This window comes from Cupriavidus ulmosensis (assembly GCF_977008105.1).
The window spans coordinates 152723-170910 of record NZ_CDRMWP010000003.1 but is presented as its reverse complement, the minus strand read 5'-3'; the positions used below and the strand labels follow the sequence as shown (position 1 = coordinate 170910).

The following is an 18188-nucleotide window of genomic DNA, read 5'->3' as shown; positions in this document are numbered from 1 at the left end:
TGCCCACTCACATCAAAGTCCCCTCCCATGGAATCGAAAGTGACAACAACCAGCGTATCCCCTGGTGCGGCCGGTGAAGTGCTTGCCGTCTTTCTTAAGCTGGGGCTGACATCATTCGGCGGCCCAATTGCACACATTGGATACTTCCGGCGCGAGTTCGTTGAACGCCGCCGCTGGCTTGATGACGCGGCCTTCTCGGATCTGGTCGGTCTTTGCCAGTTTCTGCCAGGGCCGGCAAGCAGCCAGGTTGGTTTCTCCATTGGGCTACTCCGGGCCGGGTGGCTCGGCGGCGTTGCTGCCTGGTGTGGATTCACCCTGCCCTCCATCCTGTTGCTGCTCGCCTTTGCAGTCATGGCGCCGAGCCTTGGCGGCCCGGTGGGTACCGGTCTGATACATGGTCTAAAGCTAGTCGCTGTTGCTGTCGTAGCACAAGCTGTGTGGGATATGGCGAGACGGCTATGCCCAGACTACCGGCGCGCCGCTATCGCGCTCGTGTCGCTCGCGATGCTTAGTCTCTTGACGACTGTCTATGCCCAACTTCTCGTCATCGTGCTGGGAGCAATACTCGGGCTTTTGCTGTGCCAACCCAACGGGATAGGCGAGGCACTCCGCCCGCAGGCGCACGGCAGAGAGTTCCGCATCTCGCGTGCCACAGGCGCAGTGGCGATGGTCCTATTTTGCATCCTTCTGATCGGGTTGCCAGCGCTAGCCGGAAAGGAAGGTGGCGCGGTTCAAGTCTTTGATGCGTTCTATCGTTCCGGTGCACTGGTGTTCGGAGGTGGCCATGTAGTCCTGCCGCTGCTGCAACAGCAAACGGTCGCGACCGGCTGGGTTTCTCCGAATGACTTTCTTGCCGGGTATGGCGCTGCTCAAGCCGTTCCCGGGCCTCTCTTTACGTTCGCCGCCTTCCTTGGCTGGATGCTGACGATGGGGCCCAATCATTGGGAGGGTGCGGTATTGGCAACGCTAGGGATCTTTTTGCCAGGACTACTACTCGTCATTGCAGCGCTACCGTATTGGCAGGCAATTCGGGCGCGCCCCTCGATGGTTGCATTGCTGAGCGGCGTCAATGCAGCGGTGGTCGGTCTGCTCGCGGCGGCCCTTTATTCACCAGTTTGGACCAGTGCCATATTGTCTCAACTGGATTTCGCGATTGCGACGATCTGCTTCTTGCTGCTAGTACGCTGGAAGATCCCTCCGCTTGTCATCGTTGCCGTGTGCGCGCTTGTCGGAATTGGACAGGCGCTGTTGCACTAAGACGTCAGTTTGTTGAATTGCACCGAATTCTGAGGCACTGCGAGATAACGGCCTCGACGTCGTGGCAAGGGACCGACGATCTGCTATGTCGACGACTAGACCGCTCACTACGACAGTTTGGGGGGAGCAAGGTCATCACACGGCCCTGCCCCTCGCATCGAACCAGACGGATTGCGTACATCGTAGTCTCACACCTTATTCTCCTGCCCGCAGAGTTTCGGCATGACACGCATGTAGACGAGCTCGCTCAGGAGTTCGACCAGGGTCTGGGTCGCAATAATGGCTGGCAGTATCGGAATCGCGCCCGGTACCGCGAGACCGAGCGGCAACACGACCAACGAGTTGCGCGTGCTGGTACTGAACGCCACCGCGCGTCTCGCAGATGCTTCCAAGCCAAACCAGCCGCTGACTAGCCATCCGAGCAGCGGCGCAACGCAAGCGAACACGATATAGAGTGGGAGAACTCGAGCTGCCGCGCCGATAGCAGCGTGGAGTTGTGGCACAACTGCACCCACGACAATGAACAGGACCAGAGCGGTGGCCGGAACTGGACAAAGGCCAAGCCCATCGGCTATCCGCTGCCCCGCTTGCGTATATCTGGCTGTTATCTGCATGACGCCGGCAAGTACAAGAGGTACGGCGATCAGCCAGACAAAAGCGTGCACAAATGGGCCAATATCGATCAACGCTTGGGCATGGGATCCAAGAAAGACGCTCAAGTACACCGGCAGCAGCAACATCTGGAAGATGAGTAACACCGGCGTTGCGGCCAGCAGCAAGCGAGAGTCGGCGCGGCCGATCTGAGAAAACGTCACCACATAGTCAATACATGGAGTCAGCAAGACCAACAGAAAGCCGAACCGGATCAGGGGGCCCGCCGGCAGGCATTGCAGCAGGGCAGCGGCCAGCAAGGGAATTGCCAGGAAGTTGGCCGTCAACAGCGCTCCGAGAAACCGCAAGCGTGTGAATGCGCGCCCGAGATCAGCCAGCGGGACCTGCAAGAAGGTTACGAACAGCATGAAGGCCAGCGCGGGATTGATCGCTGCGTCCAAGCTCTCCAGACCGGTGATGGCGGATGCCATGACAGCCGCCATGACGACGGTCACAAAATAGATGACCACCTGGTGGGCTTCCAGGCGCTCGCGTAGTGTTTGCACTTCTTCTTGGTCGCAACGTGTATGGGAGTTGGCCTCAACGGCCCGGCCATTCGGGATGATAGTCGTCAATGGTAAATGCGTGACGATGACGACGTGGCCCCGTGGCCTCTCCCTCTCTCAGGTGTTCGTCAAAGCGCGCGCCCTCTGGATGTTCGTGATCCAGTGCTTCGCGGTCTTCGGCAGGCCACACGCGCCAGGCGGCGAGAAATCCGACAACCGAAACGCACGCAAGCACCACAAACGCAGCACGCATCCCGTATCTTGCCCCGATCTGCCCTGCGAGCGGATAGGCAATCAGCCAGCATGCATGCGAGAGGGAGAATTGCGCAGCGAACACTGCAGGTCGATCGGCTGAAGTAGCCGATCGCTTCAGCAGACGACCGCTCGGCGTCAACGTCATCGAGTACCCAATGCCGATGGCAAACCATGTCAGCAGAAACATTGGCCATTCGATGAATCGTCCGAACGTGGTCAGCGCGATGCCGAATGCAAGACCGGCTGACATGAGTATGGCGCCGCCAAGCATGGTTGGACGATCAGGTCGATCCGCCAGCATCCTCGGCAACAGCAAGGCCACAAGCATAGATCCGCAGCCAAATGCCGCCAGAGCGAACGGGACATCCGATGCCGGACGCTGCAGCTTGCTTTGCACATAGACGACAGTGTTCACGATGACCATCGCGCTGGCGGCGGCCGCGGCCAGGTTCAAGGCCAGGAGCCCACGCAAGCGAGGCGTCCGAAGGTAGATCGACATGCCCCGGAATGTCTTCGTATACACACTCCCCGTGCGTTCTATCGCCTTGGATTGCGGCAACCGCACAGAAACGACGAGCAAGGCCGACACCAAAAACCCCACGACGGTGCCGCCAAACAGCCAGTGGAAGCTGATGACCGAGAGCAACGCGGCGGCCAGCATCGGACTCACCAGACTTTCCATGTCATACGCCAGGCGGGACAGGGATAAGGCATTCGTATAGGCAGTCTCTTCAGGAAGGACGTCCGGGATGGTCGCCTGAAAGGTGGGCGTGAATGCCGCCGAGGCAGACTGCAACAGAGAAATCAGGACGTAGATCTGCCAGATCTGCGTCACGAACGGCAGAGAAATCGCCACCAGCGCCCGCACGAGGTCCATCGCAACGAGGAATGCGCGACGCGGAAGCCGGTTGGCGAACGCACCCACTACCGGGGCAATACCCACATAGGCAACCATCTTGATCGCCAGCGCGGTTCCCAGAACGCTACCCGCGTTCGCACCGGCCAGGTCATAGGCGAGCAGACCCAGCGCGACCGTCGCAAGTCCGGTGCCAATCAGCGCGATCACCTGCGCACCGAACAGGTGCCGATAGGTTCGGTTCCGCAATACATCCAGCATGCAACCTCCTAAGCTTCGGCTAGTTCGTCGCGCCCCGCACTCGCCACTCCCTGTCGGCGCAGTACCATGCCGCAGATCGCGGGCAAGACGAAGAGCGTAAGCACGGTGGCCGTGATCAAGCCACCGATCACGACCGTTGCCAGTGGCTTCTGCACCTCCGCACCCGTTCCCGTCGCGATAGCCATGGGCACAAAGCCCAGCGATGCCACCAATGCAGTCATGAGCACCGGTCGTACCCGCTCCATCGCGCCGTCGATCACGGCCGCGTCGGGCGTCGCCTGATCTTCCAGCCGTTTGCGAATGGCAGAGATCAGGACGAGACCGTTCAGGACGGCGACGCCGGATACAGCGATGAAACCCACCGCTGCGGAAATGGAGAATGGGATACCGCGCAGCATTAACGCGAACACGCCTCCAGCCAATGCCAGCGGCACGGCGGTCAGAACGGTCGCGGTCAACATCGCGCTGCCAATCGCCATATACAGTGCCACGGCAATCAGCAAGAAGCACGCGGGCACGATCATGGCTAGTCGCTTGGTTGCGGCTTGCAGGTTCTGGAACTGGCCACCCCATTCGATGTACATGCCAGGCGGCAACTTGACGTCGCGCGCGATCCGCGCAGCCGCGTCATCGACAAAGCTGCCAAGGTCACGCCCCGCCACATTGGCTTCCACATACACGCGACGCTTTCCGTTGTCGCGGCTCACTTCGTTCAGGCCCTGCGTAAATCGAAACTCGACAAGCTGCCGCAACGGTACGGAAGCGTGCGCTTGGTCCGTGACAGCCGGCAGCATCACGGGAAGCGCTCCAAGCACATCGAGGTTCTCCCGCTGGTTGCCTGGCAGGCGGATGACAATGTCGTAGCGCCGATCGCCATCAAATATCTGGCCTGCTGGCCTGCCCGCCATCGCTGCCGATACGGTATCGGCCACTTCCTTCACCGTCAGCCCATAGCGTGCAATGGCGGCGCGATCGAAGACGATGTCGAAGGTGGGAAACCCGCTGGTCAGCGGTACGCGTACGTCCGAGACTCCCGGTGTCTTGCGCAAGACGGCGGCGATGCGCTGACCGGTGGCAGCGAGGTCGTCGAGATTCTCGCCATAGATTTTCACGGCGACATCGCTGCGCACGCCACCGATCAGTTCATTGAAGCGCATCTCAATGGGCTGGGTGACGTCGTAATTGTTGCCCACCATCGGTGCCGTCTTCTCCCGAATACGTTCGATCACCTGTTCCTTGGTCGTCACCCCATCCGGCCATTCATTCTTCGGCTTGAGGATGATGTAGTTGTCGGATGCGTTGGGCGGCATGGGGTCGGCTGCCAGGCTGGCGGTACCCGCCTTGGAGTACACGGTCTTGACTTCAGGCAGCGAGAGTACGGCGCGCTCCAGTGGCAGATCGATCGCCACAGACTGATCGATCGATGTCGATGGAATGCGAACGGAGGACAGGTTAAGGTTCTGCTCGTCAAGCGTTGGCATGAACTCGCGACCGACGAAGGCGAACGCAACCGCCGCCAGTGCCAGCACCAGCAAGCCAGCGCCGACGAACGGAATCGGTCGCACCACCGCCCGCTCCAGCCAGGGGCGGTACCACCGCTTGGTGGCGACGATCACCCTCACTTCCTTTTCGGAAACTTCCTTGCACAGCAGCACGGCCAGCATGGCAGGCACAAACGTCAGTGACAGCACGAATGCGGACGCCAGCGCCAGCATCAGCGTCAACACCATCGGCGAGAACATCTTTCCTTCCACCCCCTGGAATGTCAGGCATGGCAGGAACACCAGGAAAATCACGAGTTGCCCGTAGATCGTCGGTCGGAGCATTTCCCGTGACGACAGCAAGACTTCGTTCAAACGCTCCCTTAGCGTTAGCAGTCGCCCCTCCTCATGCTGGCGTTGCGCCAGGCGTCGCAGCGTGTTCTCGACCACGATCACGGCGCCATCGATAATCAAGCCGAAGTCCAGTGCGCCCAGGCTCATCAGGTTGCCGGAGATGCCGAGCTGATTCATACCGATAGCACTGACCAGCATCGACAATGGGATCACCAGTGCAGCAATAACGGCAGCACGCCAGTTGCCCAGCAACAGGAACAGGATCAAGACCACGAGCAACGCGCCTTCCGCCAGATTCTTTGCGACGGTCTCGATCGTGGCGGTCACCAATTGCGATCGGTTAAGCGTGGGAACGATGACTACGCCAGGTGGCAGCGTCTTCGAGATTTTTTCCAGCTTGTCGCCAACATCCTGCGCCACCGTACGGCTGTTCGCGCCGACCAGCATCAGTGCGCTGCCTATCACTGTTTCCCGACCATTGCGGCTGGCCGCACCGGAGCGGAGTTCTCCGCCAATTTTGACGGACGCCACCTGCCCAACTGTGATCGGCACGTTCTGGCGATGGGCGATCACGGCGCGCGAGATCTCGTCCGCCGACTTGATGCGCGCATCGGCACGCACCAGGTACGATTCACCCGATCGCTGGATGAAGTTCGCACCCACCGAAAGATTGGCGTCCTCCAACGCCTGGGCGAGATCGCCGTATGAGATGCCATATGCGGCCATTTTTGCGGCGTCAGGCTCCACCACGAACTGCTTCACATAGCCACCCAAAGAATCCACGTCGGCCACACCAGCGGTTGTCCGCAACTGCGGCCGAATGATCCAGTCCTGCACGGTGCGCAGGTATGCGAGCTTCGACACGCGGTCTTCAAGCCGTTCCCCGCGCTCGGTCAAGAAATTTCCATCGCTTTGCCAGCCCGGCTCCCCGTCATTGATCGGTGCGCCCTGGCCGTCAGGGTATTGATACTCCACGCTGTAGTGGAATACCTCGCCCAGACCCGTCGAAACCGGACCCATCTGCGGCTCGGCGCCTACAGGCAGGCCGGGGCGTGCCTGCACCAGTCGCTCCGATACCTGCTGGCGCATGAAGTAGAGGTTCGCGCTTTCCTTGAAGATGACAGTGACCTGGCTAAACCCGTTGCGGGACATTGACCGTGTGCTTTCGACGCCGTTCAACCCCGCAATAGCGGTCTCGATCGGATAGGTCACGCGTTTCTCAACCTCGACGGGGCTCAGCGTTGGCACTACCGTGTTGATCTGCACCTGCTTGTTCGTGATATCGGGGGTCACATCGATCGGCAGCAGTTTGAGCTGCCAGGCACCGATCACGGCGATGACGATCGTCAGGAACAGGACAAGCCATCGGTAGCGAACCGATCCGCTGAGGATGCTGCCAATCATTCGTCTTCCCCGCTCGACTTGTTCATCTCCGCCTTCACCAGGAAGGCATTGCGCGTTGCCACCTGCTCCCCGGCGCGCACACCGGAAAGAATCTGCGCCATGCCGCCACTACGCGTACCGACCAGAACGGGCTGCGCACGGAATCCATTTTCCGTGCGCACGAATAGCGCATCGGCGCCATCAATGTTCTGTACAGCATCGTCGGGAACGGACAACTCGCCATTGTTGCTTGCCTTGGCGCGCAAGCGAACCTGGACACCTTCGCCTACCACCAGGCGGTCCGAAGGCTGCTCCGGAATCACGACGACCGTGGCCGCGCGTGCACTGCCCGACACGGTTGGCGTGACGGCCTGGATCTTTGCCGCCAATGGCGATCCGTTGGAAAGCAGGATCGCGGCTTGGCCACCCGGTGAAATACGGTCCAGATCCCCTGCAGTGACGGCGGCCTCGACCTGCACGGCGCCCAGACCAGCCACGCGGAACAGCTCGGTCTGCTGCGCAACATACGCGCCCAGCGTCACCGATTGGGCAGTAATCTTGCCGGCGATGGGGCTGACCACCGCGACCGCCCGGCCATCGCTTGTCAGGTGCGCAGCCTCGGCCACCGTTGTGGCACGCTGCGCCTCGGCCTGCGCGACCTCCAGTGCCGCTTTGGCGGATTCCATTTCCTGGCGCGGCGTCACGCCTTGATGAAACAGACTGGCTTCACGCTCATAGGTCCGGCGGGAGAGATCCGCCTTAGCCTGTGCCACCCGGCGTTCCGAAGCCATCGCGGCAGCCTCCGGACTTTCGACGGTGGCCAGCACATCACCGGCGCGCACGCCCTCGCCAAGGCGACGTTGGACCCGCAGCACCGTGCCTGCCGCGCGGGACACAATCACAGCCTCGCCTCCCGGTACCGCCGCGACCCAGGCGGGCGCCAGAATCTCCGAGCCCACCGCCACACTGGCGACCGGCTCCACGACGATGTTTGCCGCCGCCAGATAGGGGATCGGAATCCGAACCTCTCGCGGACTTGCCGGTTTGGCTGCCGCCGCTTCTGATGCGGCTTGCGCATCGGAAGCCTTGTCGGGACCGGGCCCATGCCCCGGCAGCAGCACGCGTGCGGCGCCGAACCCCATCAACGCTGCGACCGCAGCCACGCCTGCAATTACCGGCCAGTTTGCAGACTGACGCTTGTTCTTCATCATTTGGTGTCCTCGAATGCCAGGCGACCGTCCGCCTGGGCAAGCGCCGCCAGTGCGCGCACGCGCGCCAGGCGCGCGTCAATTGTGAGTTGCCTTGCCTCCAGCAAGGCGCGCCGGACGGAAAGCAATTCCATCAGCGGTGTTTTGCCAGCGTCATAACCAATGCGGCCCATTCGATAGGCCTCCGCTGCCGCCCTTTCACCCTCCTCGGCCGCGGTGATCTGGCGATCCGTTGCGCTGACCTGCGAGATGGCGGATCGTCGCGCCGCTGCGGCTTCCAGTCGCACGTTGTCGAGCCTGGCCTGCGCGGCCGCAACGCGTTCCACGGCTGCATTGATGCCATTGCGGTTTTGATCGAACAGGGGAATCGATGCCGTCACCCCGACGACATAGCCACTCGCATTCGTCCATCCATAGCGACGCACGCCGGCACTCACACCCACATCCGGAATCCAGCGCTTTCTTTCCACGCCGACCTGCGCATCCAGCGCATTGCGCTCGGCCTCTGCCGCAGCGACGGTCGGGGCCTCCTGTCCAGGGAGTGCCGCGGTCGGCACGGTGCCTTGTGTCAATAGCAGGGAACTGGACACCGAGGTGTACGGTTCGGCAGCTCCAGTCATGGCCGACAGCCGCGCCAGCGCCTGCGTGGCGTCGTTGTCGGCGGCGGCCTGCGCCGCCTGAGCGGCCGCCACACTGGCCTGCGCTTGCGCGCTGCGCAGCGCTGCTTCCTTTCCGGCCTGCACAAGCGCGCGCGCAGCGGTGAACTCCTCGTTCGCACGTGCCAGGTTTTCGGTGGCCAGCGCCATCCGGCCGGCCATGGCCTCCGCAGCCGCGTAGGCAACCGCCAATTCCGCCGCGTAAGCAACTTGGGCCAGGCGCTCACGCGCTTGCGCTGCGGCATAGTTGCGGTCCCCAGCTTCGATACGTGCGCCCCGCTTGCCACCAACCTCAAATGGCTGGGTAATCGAGTAGGTGTTCTGACGCTGGTTCGTGCCGTCGCTTGACGGTGCGCCGAGGTTTTCCAGGACCGTATCGATCCGTGGGTTAAGCCAGGCGCGTGCTTGATTGGCATCGGCATCGGCAGCGCGAACGGTGGCGGCCTGCGCCATCATCGCCGGGGCGCTTGCCATTGATTGCTGCAACAGGACGGTATAAGGCGGAGCTTCCGCCGCGGTCCCTCGCGGCGAAGCCAAGAGCCACAAGACGGCGCCGATGTAGCGCACTTTGGCCGGCGTGAACAAGGTTACCTGGGTCATCTGGATGAGTCGTAAGCTCTGCTACTTTTATCAATACGCGGCGCGACCGGAGATTCCCTCGCAAACCGGCGAACTATTTTCCTGCGTCGCGCTCAAGCAGGGCCGAGAGCTTTATTCGGGCACGAGCGATGCGACTTTCCACTGCCTTTGGACTCAATCCAAGCACGGCGGCGGCCTCCGGTTGCGACATGCCCACGATGGAAGTCAGGACAATGGCTTCGCGCGACGCGGCGTCCAGCTTTCCCAGGATTTCCACAACGCGAGCAAGATCCCGACGCGCCGCTAGCCGACGTTCCGGCCCAGGCTCACCGTCCGACATTCCCCCAGTGGCTTCGATCGCGCCGATATCCTCGGCACCGAAGAGGAACTGCCTGACGCGCCGGAAACGATAGAGGTCGCGCATCTTGTTCAGCCCGATTCGAAACAGCCAGGTGCGGAACGGACGCTCGCTGTCGTAATCGTCCAAGGCGCGCCATGCCGCCAGGAATGTGTCCTGAACAACGTCATCGACATCCGTCTCGGGAATACCGAAGCTGCGGGCGGCCTGGGCCAGCGCCACGCCATGTCGTTCGACAAGCTCGCCAAAGGCACGCTGGTTGCCAGACGCGGCCTGTCCGACAAGGATGCCGTCGACATCTGCTGGACTCACTGGGACCCGCGGCGAAGCGCATCGACCAGAGCCCGGTCGTAGGCGGGCCGGTGCTCTGGCTTGAGTCCGGCCCGCATCTCAAAGACGTGGACAAGCGTCGCCCGCTGCAAATCCCCAGCGGCACGCTCCACGTCCTGTGTGGCCGCTTCCACTTCAGGAGTCCAGCTCGGGTTCCTTGCAATGGCATCGGCTAGCTTGCCGTTGGCCGCACGCAAGCGCGTCTCGATGTCGCGCCTGCGCTGTGCGAAAGCATCCTCCTTGAGCTGCAGAATCTCGCGTTCATTGGCGTCGAGCGGCACCGCCTCATGCAGGATTTCATGTAGGTCGGTGTGCCCGGCGTCGTGTCGGTGCGAGATATAGAGCCATGTCGCCGCAATGGCGACACCGAGAAGCGCTCCAATCAGCGTTGAGACGGAAAGCCGTCGAGTGCGAGAATTCATCACTTCCCGATCAGGAGGGCAAAGGGTGACGCAGCCGACGGTGTCGCGACCCAGGTGGGCCCCGGTTTGTCCAGCACGCGCAACCCGACCTGGTTTAGCGCGATAAATGCTATGAGCGCCGCGGTGGCGCTACAGCAAAGCGCACGCCAAACGTCGTGCCGCGCGACCAGCGCGGCTTGTGTCGGCTCCGCAGCAATGCGATCCTTGATGCCGCGAGCATCAAGTCCTTTAGATGCATTTAGCGTCACTTTTCGTGCATCACTCAACCAGTGGTCGAGGCCTGTCATCGCAAATCTCCGTTGTGATCCCACACCTCTTCCTACGGCTTTGCGAAGGCATACCCTCGGATAGAGCTAGAAAATCTCCCTCTCTTTTGTCTGCGCAATCAAGGGCAACCGTGCCAGAAGCATCCGCTTGATGTCTTGCGCTTCGTCGACCGGCCACTCTTCCGACAATACGGGCGGTTCGCCTTTGCCATCGATAGCATGCCAGGACGATAAAACCTGTAGCCACTACAGGGTCAAGGCCGACAATCGTGGAGGTGTAGCAATCGCGGGGGCAACCAAAGTGGTTCCTGTAAAGTACGGCTTTTTCCGGCCTCGCCGGGGATCGTTTTCTAATGACCATTAACAATTCCGACGCGCTTAAGACGCCTTCCGTGCGCCTGACCAGCTTTTCACACGGCGGCGGTTGCGGCTGCAAGATTGCCCCCGGCGTACTCTCCGAAATTCTGCGCGGCAGCGCCGCGTTACCTGTACCCAAGGAATTGCTGGTTGGCATCGAGACCGCCGACGACGCGGCGGTGTACCAACTGAATGCGGATCAAGCGCTCATTGCCACCACGGATTTCTTCATGCCGATCGTCGATGACCCATTCGACTTCGGCCGGATCGCCGCCACGAACGCGATCAGCGATGTCTATGCCATGGGCGGTCGTCCGATCATGGCGCTGGCGCTTGTCGCCATGCCGATCAACCAATTACCGCTCGAAGTCATCGGCAAGGTTATTGAAGGCGGCCAGGCCATTTGCCGCGCCGCCGGTATCCCGATCGCCGGTGGTCATACCATCGATTCGGTGGAGCCGATCTACGGGCTGGTGGCAATCGGGTTGGCGCACCCCTCCCGTATCCGACGCAATCGCGATGCACGTGCGGACGATGTCCTGATCCTCGGCAAGCCGCTGGGTGTCGGCGTCATGTCTGCGGCATTGAAGAAGGGCAACCTGGACCAGGATGGGTACGCACGGCTGATCGACACAACAACGCGCCTGAACACGCCCGGCATCGCATTGGCGGAAATAGACGGGGTCCATGCGATGACCGATGTGACCGGGTTCGGCATTGCCGGTCACACGCTCGAGCTCGCCCGTGGGGCAGGATTGCGAGCAGTGCTGGACTGGTCCAACCTGCCGTTGCTACCTGGCGTGCAGACATTGGTAGAACAGGGCTGCATCACCGGCGCCTCCCGCCGCAATTGGGAGGGCTACGGCGCGGAAGTCGAATTGCCTTCGGACTTGCCCGGCATTGCCCAGGCGGTGCTCACCGACCCACAAACGAGCGGCGGGCTGCTCGTCAGTTGCGCGCCGACCGCGGTGGACAAGGTCTTGTCCGTCTTTCGCGAACACAGTTTTGCCGAAGCAGCCGTCGTGGGCCAGATGCGCGCCGGACCTACGGGCCTGACGATAATCGTATGAAAGCCGTCGCACGGATTCCCGAACGCCGGACGTTCGATACATTGATCGATGCACGCTCGCCGGCGGAATTTGAGCTCGACCATATCCCTGGTGCGATCAACTGCCCGGTACTCGACAATGAGGAGCGACACATTGTCGGCACGCTCTACAAGCAGGTGGGCGCATTCGAAGCCAGGCGCGTAGGCGGCGCCATGGTGGCAGCGAACTTGGCGCGGCATTTGCACACGCACTTCGCCGATCGTCCCGAGGGCTGGCGTCCTCTGGTGTATTGCTGGCGCGGAGGGTTGCGCAGCGGCTCCATGACGACCTGGCTGCGGATGGTGGGCTGGGACGCCCAGCAACTTGCCGGCGGCTACAAGGCCTGGCGCCGGCATGTCATCGACACGATCGACTTGCAAGCGCCTACATTGCCGCTCGTCGTGATTTGCGGGGCCACCGGCAGCGGCAAGACACGTGTGCTGCAGGCACTCGCAGCGCTAGGCGAACAGGTACTGGACCTTGAGGCACTGGCACGTCATAAGGGTTCGCTTCTGGGGGCACTTCCCGATATCCGGCAGCCTTCACAGACCGGTTTCGAAACCATGCTGGCTGACGCTCTTGAACGTGTCGACACGTCCCGTCCGCTCTACGTGGAAGGTGAAAGTCCGCGTATCGGGCAGATCAACCTCCCGGTGCCGTTGGTTACCCGTATGCGTGAGAGCTCTTGTTTGGAAATTGACGCGCCTCTACCGGCTCGCATTGCGTTCCTGCTAAAGGACTACGCCTATTTGGGCGAACGGCCCGACTGGCTTGCCGAACAAGTCGGACGACTCACCCCACTGCACGGAAAGGCGACCGTCGCCGTCTGGCACGATCTGATTCGCGCGGGCAAGCTGCCGGAACTATTCGCCCAACTGACTTCCCGCCACTATGACCCGTCCTACGCACGCTCGCAGGGCAGGCATTTTCACGCGTGGCCAGACAGGTTTGTCGTCGCAGCCAAGGGCCTTTCGCAGCCAGACATCGAAGCGCTCGCACGCGAAATTGTTGAACGCGTGAAGATGCGCCGCGCAAAATAGAGCGGTAAGCAGGTCCTCTAGCTCGACGGGTTATCAGCCCGTCAGTTCGATATCTGGCAATGCGGCCGCGCCTGTCTCGCGAATCAGCGATACAAATTCCGCAATGTAAGGACGGCTGTCGTCCGCCGGTAACGTTGCCGCCCAGATTTCCGACATCAGTCCGTCACGGGTCAGCGGTTTAGCCGTGACGTACTGCCGCTGCAGGTAGTTCTGTACGGCCCATCGCGGCAAGACAGCGATACCGCGTCGGGTGGCCACAAGCATCAGGATGGCGACCGTCAGTTCGGTGGTGCGGCGTGTCGGCGTAATCCCTGCAGGGCGCAGCAGTTGATGCACCACGTCCAGTGCATCTTCTTCCACAGGGTATGTAATCAGCGTCTCGTGCCTGAAATCCTCGGCCTCCAGGAATTCCTTGGCCGCCAGGGGATGATCGTTGGCCACCAGTCCCACCATCCGGTAGCGGAACAGCGGACGATAGTCGACGCCTGCCTCGGCATCGTTGCACGATACGATCGCCAGATCCGCATCGCCACGATGCAGCAGTCCGACGGGGTCAGACTGATAGCCGGATACCAGGTCCACCTCGACTTCGGGCCAGCGTGCGCGAAAAGCGTCTACTGCCGGCATCAGCCAGTCAAAGCAGGTATGGCACTCAATGGCAATGCGCATCGTGCCGGTAGTGCCCTTGGCCAGCCGGACGAGATCGCGGGTCGTCTGGTGCAAGATTGGAATGACCTTGTCCGCGGTTTCCAGCAGTCGCCGTCCAGCGGGCGTGAAGGTCACCGGTGTGGACTTGCGCACAAACAGCGGCACGCCGTAAAAGTCCTCCAGATTCTTGATGTGATGCGATAACGCACCCTGCGTAAGCCGCAGCCATGTTGCCGCTTTCGACACACTGCCGCTGTCGCGCAGCGCAACCAGCGTCTGCAGGTGACGGATATCGATCGGGATGCGGTCCATTAGAAAATTTGAGATTCCCTCGTAAATTTATTCGTTTGAATAATAAACGTATGCTCTGCATACTGCCAGCCTCAGCATTCCGATCCGGATTTTCTGCTCTATGCGGCAACAAGTCTTCCTGCTGGCCATTGCGCAAGCCCTATTCCAGACCGCGTCGGTCCTCGTCATGACTGTCGGCGCGCTGGCGGGTAGCCAGATGACGTCAGTCCCTGCGTTGGCGACGCTGCCAATCGCGACGATGTTCCTCGGTACGGCCACCATGATGTTTCCGGCATCGGCATGGATGGCACGGGCCGGGCGCCGCACCGGCTTCGTCGCAGGCGCTACGAGCGGCTTGGCTGGCGGCATGGCGGCCGCCTATGGCGTGATGTCGGGATCGCTTGCAATGTTGGCGTTCGGCACGTTTTTGGTCGGGGTCTACCAAGCCTTTGCGCAGTTCTATCGTTTCGCGGCGAGCGAGGTAGCGACCGAGGCCTTCCGCCCTCGGGCGATCTCGCTGGTAATGGCAGGCGGCGTGATCGCAGCCTTGCTGGGCCCGGCCCTCGCCAGATTCGGTAGTGCGATGCTGCCGGCGATGTATGCCGGCTCATTCCTGCTGCTATCCCTTGTTTCCACCTTGGCCATTGGCGTACTGAGCTTCTTGCACATTCCCCGCGAAGCGGCCACGCGAGCGACCGGGGCCGACAGCGGACGTCCGTGGTTGCGCATTGTGTGCCAGCCTTCCTATTTGGTGGCACTGTTTGGTGCAACGACTGGCTACGGTGTCATGATCCTGGCCATGACGGCGACACCGCTCGCCATGGTCCATCACCATCACGCCATCGCAGACGCCGCAACCGTCATCCAGTTTCACGTGCTAGGAATGTTCCTGCCATCCTTTTTCACCGGGACGTTAATCGGCCGGTTTGGTGCCATTCGCGTCATGCTGTGCGGTGTGTGCCTGCTGGCGACGCATGTGTTGGCCACCTCGTCCGGCACGGGATTCGCGTCGTTCGCAAGCGCGCTCGTATTGCTGGGTGTCGGATGGAATTTCCTGTTCATCGGTGGCACGAGCCTGCTGACTGAAACCTATTCGGTTACCGAGAAGAGCCGGGCGCAGGCTACCAACGACATGACGATTTTTGCCGTGGGACTCTCGTGTTCGTTTGGCGCGGGTGGACTACTGAAGTTATTCGGCTGGCAGACGATGAATCTGCTACTGTTGCCATGGCTCGGTGCGGCGGCGCTTGCACTGTTTTGGCTCTCGGCGCAGCGACGCAAGGAGCAAAACTGGCAGGGCACGCAGTCAGTCTGAGCAAGGACGTCGCCACACGACAAGCATTTCGAAGAGGACACCATGACCAATAGATCGCATTGGGAAGACGTCTATCAGCACAAAACGGCAGACCAGGTTAGTTGGTATGCGCCACACCTTCAGACGTCCCTCGCCTACATCCAGGCCGCGAGCAGTTCTCCCACTTCGAGCATCCTCGACATCGGCGGCGGTGAATCAACTTTGGTTGATGATTTGCTCGACAGCGGCTACGCCAGCATCGCCGTCAATGACATTTCTGAGAAAGCACTCGCGGTCTGTCGAGAGCGATTGGGCTCGCGCGCATCCCGCGTGCATTGGCTGGAAGGCGATGTGCTGGAAATGGATCTGCCCGTCAACCAATTCGACGTCTGGCATGACCGAGCTGTATTCCATTTTCTCACCGAGCCATCGCAACGTGCGAGGTATGTAGAGCAGGTCATGCATGCGCTAAAGGAAGGTGGCTGGGCGATTGTCGGGTCCTTTGGTGCGAATGGCCCGACACAGTGCAGTGGATTGCCAGTCCAACGCTACACCGCAGAATCTCTGCACAGCCAATTCGGCGATGCTTTCGAGCTTATGGAACATAAGTCCGAGCACCATCTGACGCCATGGGGCAGTTCTCAGGAGTTCGTCTATTGCTTATGCCGCAAGCGAGCTGGATGAACTCCCATGTGCGAGCGAACAGCAGGAACCGTTGCGGGTGCGAGTCACATCCCTTAGTCATCCTACATAGTGTTACTTGCCCATCGGCCGAATACACATCGGCAGCGGACATTCATGACTACAGCCCTCAATGTCGCAGAATGGTCGGTCAGAGCCGTCAGGCCAAGACTGCTGTCATCCGGTAGGCCGAGACCGGCCGAATCCACAGCCAGTATTTGCCACTCAGGCCGATACCCGAGAAGGCCGCATTGCCATCCTGAACGGCCGTTAGGAGCGGTTAGTCGCGAGGCACGCTACTTCGGAAACAGCAAGGTCACGACCGCGCGGCGGCCCCGTCCACGGGCACCCGCGGCAGGCGAATCTGCCCAGCATGTGCGATGGTTCGACGGCAAGCCAGCGGCAAAAGGGATACGGGTGGCTTGCTTAACTTTGCTTCGAAGATCCACTAGAACAACTGTCTATTTGAGGGTCTCCCCAAGTTCGCTGTGACGGACGGAGCTTACCAAGCTGGTTCCGCCGAGTACACTGAGTTCTCCGTCAGGTTCATCAAGATTTGATCTCCTGATGCGCGAGTGGGATCCTGACCGTGAAGACCGCGCCGCCGCTAGGTGCGTTGGCCGCCTCGATATGCCCGCCCTGCGCGTGAATGATGGACTGCGACAGGGCCAAGCCAAGGCCAACCCCCTCGCTTTCCGATGCCCGCGCGCCTGCGCCACGGAAAAACCGGTCGAACAGGTACGGCAATTCGTCTTGCGGAATGCCGGGCCCTTCGTCAACGACCTCTAGCAGGGCGCCCTGTGCGTCGGCAGTGCAGCCGACCGTGATCTTGCTGCCTGGCGGAGCGAACTTCAGCGCGTTGTCCACCAGGTTGGCCAGGGCCAGGCTGACCGATGCATGTGCCACCTTAGTGCTGGCCGCTGCATCGATGTGCACCACAAAATGGACCTGCCGCTCGCGAGCGGCCGGGCCTGCACGCAGCAGCGTCTCCGCAATCAACGCGTCTAGCGCCAGCGCCTCGCCAGTCGGGCGATCCTGGCCCGCGTCGAAGCGCGCGAGCATCAGCAATTCCTCAATCAGACGTGTCAGGCGACCGACTTCGTCCAGGCAGGAACGTAGAGTGTCTACGTACTCCTGGCTTTCGCGCCGGCGCCGCAGCGCCACTTCGATCTCGGTACGTAACCGTGACAACGGCGAGCGCAACTCGTGCGACGCATCGGCGGTGAAGCGCCGTTGCTGGTCGAACGCGTGTTCCAGGCGATCAAGCATCGCGTTCAGTGTGTTGACAAGCTGCCCGATCTCGTCTGTCGTGCCCGGATGAGGCAGACGCTCGCCTAGGTTTGTGTCGCTAATAAGCCGGGCCTTCTTCACAACGTCGTTGATACCGCTGAACGTGCGCCGCGTCAGCACAACACCGGCCGCTCCGACGGCGGCCAGTAGTGCTGCCGCCATGATGCCGAACAGGATTGCTGACGATTCGAGCACGTTGTGAACGTCATCCAGCGAGCCCGCCACCTGGATAATGATGGGCTTGCCATTCGCCACCGAGGGAAAAGACACCATACGCATCGGCTCTTCACCGAAGCTTGGCAGCGTCTGGAATATCTCATGTCCCCCTGATGCGAGTTCTGTTAGCAAGATGGGTGGCACGGGCAGGCTGGCATCGCCGAGGTTGGTGCTGCGCGCCAGTACCTCGCCCCTTACGTTGACGATTTGCACCAGACGATCCAGGCGCATCAGCGATGGCGGTGTCTCCCCTCGCGGGCGCTCATGCAACCGGACCACCCCTTGGTTGCTTTCGGCCTGCATTCCGGCCTCGGTTTCTGCCAGAGCCAGCAGCGCAGCATCGAGTTGTCCGTGTACCAGACGGGAAAGCTGCCACCACCCGGCGAAAGCCGCGCAAGCAACGATCACGACGATGACGGCCCAATGCGTCAGGACCAGCCGCTGCCGGAAGTTCAGCACG

The 18188-nt window shown here is 61.3% G+C and carries 15 protein-coding genes; 5 read left to right on the top strand and 10 right to left on the bottom strand.

Translation table 11 applies throughout. From position 1 onward, the window contains the following. Positions 1–27 precede the first annotated feature (27 nt). A complete protein-coding gene (chrA, locus tag ACWTPI_RS34755; protein ID WP_059414350.1) occupies positions 28–1257 on the top strand; it encodes a chromate efflux transporter in 1230 nt (409 codons plus the stop codon). A 188-nt stretch (positions 1258–1445) separates the two neighbouring features. Here the strand turns inward: chrA and ACWTPI_RS34750 are convergent, their stop codons facing one another. The 8 genes from ACWTPI_RS34750 to ACWTPI_RS34715 all read right to left on the bottom strand — a co-directional run bounded on the left by ACWTPI_RS34750 (position 1446) and on the right by ACWTPI_RS34715 (position 10844). Beyond that, the gene (locus tag ACWTPI_RS34750) at positions 1446–2414 is read right to left on the bottom strand and encodes an arsenic resistance protein (protein ID WP_059414352.1); all 969 of its coding nucleotides are present in this window, start codon (positions 2412–2414) and stop codon (positions 1446–1448) included. Positions 2415–2448: 34 nt separating this feature from the next. Continuing rightward, positions 2449–3786, bottom strand: coding sequence for an MFS transporter (locus ACWTPI_RS34745; protein WP_059414353.1), 1338 nt, complete (start codon positions 3784–3786; stop codon positions 2449–2451). An 8-nt stretch (positions 3787–3794) separates the two neighbouring features. Further along, the gene (locus ACWTPI_RS34740; protein ID WP_059414355.1) at positions 3795–7025 is read right to left on the bottom strand and encodes a CusA/CzcA family heavy metal efflux RND transporter; all 3231 of its coding nucleotides are present in this window, start codon (positions 7023–7025) and stop codon (positions 3795–3797) included. Then, positions 7022–8215 carry an efflux RND transporter periplasmic adaptor subunit gene (locus ACWTPI_RS34735; RefSeq protein WP_082079988.1) on the bottom strand — a complete coding sequence of 398 codons (1194 nt, stop codon included), beginning with the start codon at positions 8213–8215 and terminating at the stop codon, positions 7022–7024. Before ACWTPI_RS34735 ends, ACWTPI_RS34740 begins: the two co-directional genes overlap by 4 nt. Further along, positions 8212–9468, bottom strand: a complete 1257-nt coding sequence (locus ACWTPI_RS34730) for a TolC family protein (protein ID WP_059414357.1) — start codon at positions 9466–9468, stop codon at positions 8212–8214. The genes ACWTPI_RS34735 and ACWTPI_RS34730 overlap by 4 nt, the downstream gene beginning before the upstream one ends. 73 nt (positions 9469–9541) lie before the next feature. Continuing rightward, positions 9542–10117, bottom strand: coding sequence for an RNA polymerase sigma factor (locus tag ACWTPI_RS34725; RefSeq protein ID WP_059414359.1), 576 nt, complete (start codon positions 10115–10117; stop codon positions 9542–9544). Next, the gene (locus ACWTPI_RS34720; protein ID WP_059414361.1) at positions 10114–10560 is read right to left on the bottom strand and encodes a periplasmic heavy metal sensor; all 447 of its coding nucleotides are present in this window, start codon (positions 10558–10560) and stop codon (positions 10114–10116) included. Before ACWTPI_RS34720 ends, ACWTPI_RS34725 begins: the two co-directional genes overlap by 4 nt. Continuing rightward, positions 10557–10844 carry a CnrY/NccY family anti-sigma factor gene (locus ACWTPI_RS34715; protein ID WP_082079991.1) on the bottom strand — a complete coding sequence of 96 codons (288 nt, stop codon included), beginning with the start codon at positions 10842–10844 and terminating at the stop codon, positions 10557–10559. Before ACWTPI_RS34715 ends, ACWTPI_RS34720 begins: the two co-directional genes overlap by 4 nt. 332 nt (positions 10845–11176) lie before the next feature. Here ACWTPI_RS34715 and selD point away from each other — a divergent pair, with 332 nt between their 5' ends. Beyond that, positions 11177–12250: a selenide, water dikinase SelD gene (gene selD / locus ACWTPI_RS34710; protein ID WP_059414363.1), complete on the top strand. Its 1074-nt coding sequence runs from the start codon at positions 11177–11179 to the stop codon at positions 12248–12250. Continuing rightward, complete coding sequence (gene mnmH / locus ACWTPI_RS34705; protein ID WP_059414364.1) at positions 12247–13308, top strand: tRNA 2-selenouridine(34) synthase MnmH; 1062 nt, start codon at positions 12247–12249, stop codon at positions 13306–13308. Before selD ends, mnmH begins: the two co-directional genes overlap by 4 nt. A 33-nt stretch (positions 13309–13341) precedes the next feature. On the opposite strand, the gene ACWTPI_RS34700 is transcribed toward mnmH, so the two are convergent. Further along, positions 13342–14268, bottom strand: coding sequence for a LysR family transcriptional regulator (locus tag ACWTPI_RS34700; protein ID WP_059414367.1), 927 nt, complete (start codon positions 14266–14268; stop codon positions 13342–13344). Between the two features lie 100 nt (positions 14269–14368). On the opposite strand from ACWTPI_RS34700, the gene ACWTPI_RS34695 reads away from it, so the two are divergent. Continuing rightward, on the top strand, positions 14369–15562 hold the full coding sequence (locus ACWTPI_RS34695) for an MFS transporter (protein WP_059414369.1): 1194 nt from the start codon (positions 14369–14371) through the stop codon (positions 15560–15562). Positions 15563–15604: 42 nt separating this feature from the next. Continuing rightward, positions 15605–16225, top strand: a complete 621-nt coding sequence (locus ACWTPI_RS34690; RefSeq protein WP_082079993.1) for a class I SAM-dependent methyltransferase — start codon at positions 15605–15607, stop codon at positions 16223–16225. Between the two features lie 546 nt (positions 16226–16771). Here the strand turns inward: ACWTPI_RS34690 and ACWTPI_RS34685 are convergent. Next, entirely contained in the window at positions 16772–18187 is a 1416-nt protein-coding gene (locus ACWTPI_RS34685) for a sensor histidine kinase (RefSeq protein ID WP_059414626.1), read from the bottom strand. Position 18188: the final 1 nt, after the last annotated feature.

Excerpts from the sequence above, each read along its gene's own strand:
- ACWTPI_RS34745 (WP_059414353.1), bottom strand. The coding sequence starts at position 3,786 with ATGCTGGATGTATTGCGGAACCGAACCTATCGGCACCTGTTCGGTGCG.
- ACWTPI_RS34740 (WP_059414355.1), bottom strand. The coding sequence starts at position 7,025 with ATGATTGGCAGCATCCTCAGCGGATCGGTTCGCTACCGATGGCTTGTC.
- ACWTPI_RS34735 (WP_082079988.1), bottom strand. The coding sequence starts at position 8,215 with ATGATGAAGAACAAGCGTCAGTCTGCAAACTGGCCGGTAATTGCAGGC.
- ACWTPI_RS34700 (WP_059414367.1), bottom strand. The coding sequence starts at position 14,268 with ATGGACCGCATCCCGATCGATATCCGTCACCTGCAGACGCTGGTTGCG.
- ACWTPI_RS34690 (WP_082079993.1), top strand. The coding sequence starts at position 15,605 with ATGACCAATAGATCGCATTGGGAAGACGTCTATCAGCACAAAACGGCA.
- ACWTPI_RS34695 (WP_059414369.1), top strand. The coding sequence starts at position 14,369 with ATGCGGCAACAAGTCTTCCTGCTGGCCATTGCGCAAGCCCTATTCCAG.
- ACWTPI_RS34715 (WP_082079991.1), bottom strand. The coding sequence starts at position 10,844 with ATGACAGGCCTCGACCACTGGTTGAGTGATGCACGAAAAGTGACGCTA.
- selD (WP_059414363.1), top strand. The coding sequence starts at position 11,177 with ATGACCATTAACAATTCCGACGCGCTTAAGACGCCTTCCGTGCGCCTG.
- mnmH (WP_059414364.1), top strand. The coding sequence starts at position 12,247 with ATGAAAGCCGTCGCACGGATTCCCGAACGCCGGACGTTCGATACATTG.
- chrA (WP_059414350.1), top strand. The coding sequence starts at position 28 with ATGGAATCGAAAGTGACAACAACCAGCGTATCCCCTGGTGCGGCCGGT.
- ACWTPI_RS34730 (WP_059414357.1), bottom strand. The coding sequence starts at position 9,468 with ATGACCCAGGTAACCTTGTTCACGCCGGCCAAAGTGCGCTACATCGGC.